This window comes from Paraburkholderia sp. GAS41 (genome assembly GCF_050436545.1).
In the GTDB taxonomy this organism is placed as follows: domain Bacteria; phylum Pseudomonadota; class Gammaproteobacteria; order Burkholderiales; family Burkholderiaceae; genus Paraburkholderia.
The window spans coordinates 1-2,545 of the sequence record NZ_JBNDMK010000072.1 but is presented as its reverse complement, the minus strand read 5'-3'; the positions used below and the strand labels follow the sequence as shown (position 1 = coordinate 2,545).

Here is a 2,545-nt window from a genome sequence, read left to right as displayed (position 1 = left end):
CGAACCCGCAACACACTGCCCATTGTCATCACGATGATGTGGTCATCCGCTATCCATTTCACCCCCGCTTTGGCGAGCGGATAACCGTCATCGGAATGAACAACTACCGGGGCGAGTCGTATCTGACCATCAGGCAATCCGACGGCACCCTGGCGCTCCTGCCGCCGTGGATGGCAGACGAGGACGCTGCGCGCATGCGCGTCGTTCTCAAGCCGGCGCTACCGCATCCAGTGCTAGTAGAACTGCTGCGTCTCGTCGACGCGGCGTTATCTTCCCTTACGTTGTCGACACGTGAGGGAGGCAGCTATGCGCACACTGGTAATGAAGCAGAGGGACCTGTTCGAGGAGTCGGTGCAGGAGACGTTGGTTCCAGGGGAGATACAGACGGAACTAGTGACGCAACTGGCCCTGTTGATGTACGGGTTGATCGATGCAATCGAGGGGGAGGTGCATGATGAACAAGATCAGCACTGAGCACCTTTCCCGCCACGCATTTGTCTATGTCCGCCAATCGACATTGGACCAGGTCCATCATAACCGCGAGAGCCAGCTGCGCCAGTATGGCCTTGCGGATCGTGCGCGCACACTTGGCTGGCCGGACGTAACCGTCATTGACGACGATCTCGGACGCTCCGGCTCGGGTATCCATCGTCCCGGGTTCGAACGCTTGCTGGTCGCGCTGTGCAGCGGCGAGGTCGGCGCTGTATTCTGTATCGAAGCGTCACGCCTGGCGCGCAACGGCCGCGATTGGCACACGCTTCTGGAATTCTGCCGTCTTGTTGGATGCCTGCTAATTGACGAGGACGGAATCTATGATCCCCGACAGCCCAACGACCGACTACTACTCGGCATGAAGGGCACGCTCTCGGAGATGGAACTCTCTACGTTTCGGCAGCGCTCGCAAGCCGCTCTTGACCAGAAGGCGAGACGCGGCGAGCTCTTTACCTCTGTGCCAATCGGCTACGTGCGCGTAACGGGGAATCGCATCGAGAAGGATCCTGATGCGCGCATTCGCCAGGCGCTCGAACTGGCGTTCCGCAAATTCCGCGAATTTGGCAGCGTCAGGCAGGTCCTGATCTGGATTCGACAGGAGCGCATTGATTTACCCGCCGTGAACTATGGATCGGACGGTCGCCATATCATCTGGAAACTGCCGGTCTATAACACCTTGCTGCACATACTGACCAATCCGACGTACGGCGGCGCATATGCCTTTGGCAAGACGAGGACGATCGCTCGCATCGTGAACGGTCGCAAGCAGGTCTTTGCTGGTAGACCCCTCAAGCGGGATGACTGGCAGGCCTTGATCATCGAGCACCACGAGGGCTACATTAGCTGGGACGAGTATGAGGCGAACCGTAAATTGATCACTCATAACGCGAACATGAAGGGAAACATGGTCCGTGGCGCGGTCAAGCGCGGGAGTTCGCTTCTGGCCGGGCTGCTACGTTGTGGCCACTGCGGCCGCAAACTGCATGTCGCCTATTCGGGCACCAAGGGCACGGTGGCCCGCTATAACTGCCAGGGCAGCATGATCAATCACGGCGGCCCGCGCTGCATCTCGTTTGGCGCTGTCCGCATCGACAACCGCGTTTCTGAAGAAGTGTTGCGTCAGCTCGAGCCTCTCGGAATTCGTGCGTCACTTGAGGCCATTGAACGTGTGCGATCAGAACAGGATGAGCGAGTTCGACACAAGGAGCTTGCGCTTGAACAGGCCCGGTATGAAGCCGCACGTGCACGTCGGCAGTACGACGCAATCGAGCCGGAGAATCGGCTGGTGGCGGCCGAACTGGAGCGGCGCTGGGAGGAGGCACTGAAGATACAGGCACGGCTGCAGGCCGAGCTCGAATCGATGCGCGAGCTGTCTGAGCGAGCGCTGAGCACGAGCGCGCGTGACGAGCTACTGCGACTGGGCGAGGACCTTCCCCGGCTATGGCATCACCCGAGTAGTTCCGTTGAGATCAAGAAGCGGATACTGAGAATTGTGATCAAGGAGATCGTAGCCACAAAGCAGGACGACACGATTCGCGCACTTGTGCATTGGCAAGGAGGCGATCATACCGAGATCGTATTCGAGAAGAGCCACACAGGTGAGCATCGTTGGACTACAGATGTCGAAACCATAGACATCGTTCGCGCATTGGCAAGAACGCTGCCGGACCACGCCATCGCAGCGGTCATTAACCGTTTGGGCAAACGGACGGCGAGAGGTCACACATGGACGGCCGCGAGAGTCTGCACGTTGCGTAATCACCACCACATCGCAACCTATCGCGAAGGCGAGCGGCAAGAGCGTGGTGAATTGACCGTCGCCGAAGTCTCAGGTCTCGTGGGCGTTAGCGCACCGACCGTCATCCGTCTGATTCGAGTAGGAAGGTTGTCGGCGTCACAGGCATGTCCCGGTGCTCCCTGGATCATCCGCCAGTCGGATGTCGATGCTTATCTTGCGCGGCAGGCTGATAGCGGTCCGCAGTCAGCGGATCCAAATCAATTACCCATTGATCTTCAATAACATACGGAGGTGTGCATTATGTCTCGTGTCCGC

At 58.7% G+C, this 2,545-nt stretch carries 2 protein-coding genes; both read left to right on the top strand.

What is annotated here, in order from left to right; translation table 11 throughout:
• Positions 1-306 precede the first annotated feature (306 nt).
• On the top strand, positions 307-474 hold the full coding sequence (locus P3T43_RS35530; RefSeq protein WP_429285652.1) for a hypothetical protein: 168 nt from the start codon (positions 307-309) through the stop codon (positions 472-474).
• Positions 452-2,512: a recombinase family protein gene (locus P3T43_RS35525; protein ID WP_429285651.1), complete on the top strand. Its 2,061-nt coding sequence runs from the start codon at positions 452-454 to the stop codon at positions 2,510-2,512. Before P3T43_RS35530 ends, P3T43_RS35525 begins: the two co-directional genes overlap by 23 nt.
• The last annotated feature ends 33 nt before the right edge of the window (positions 2,513-2,545 follow it).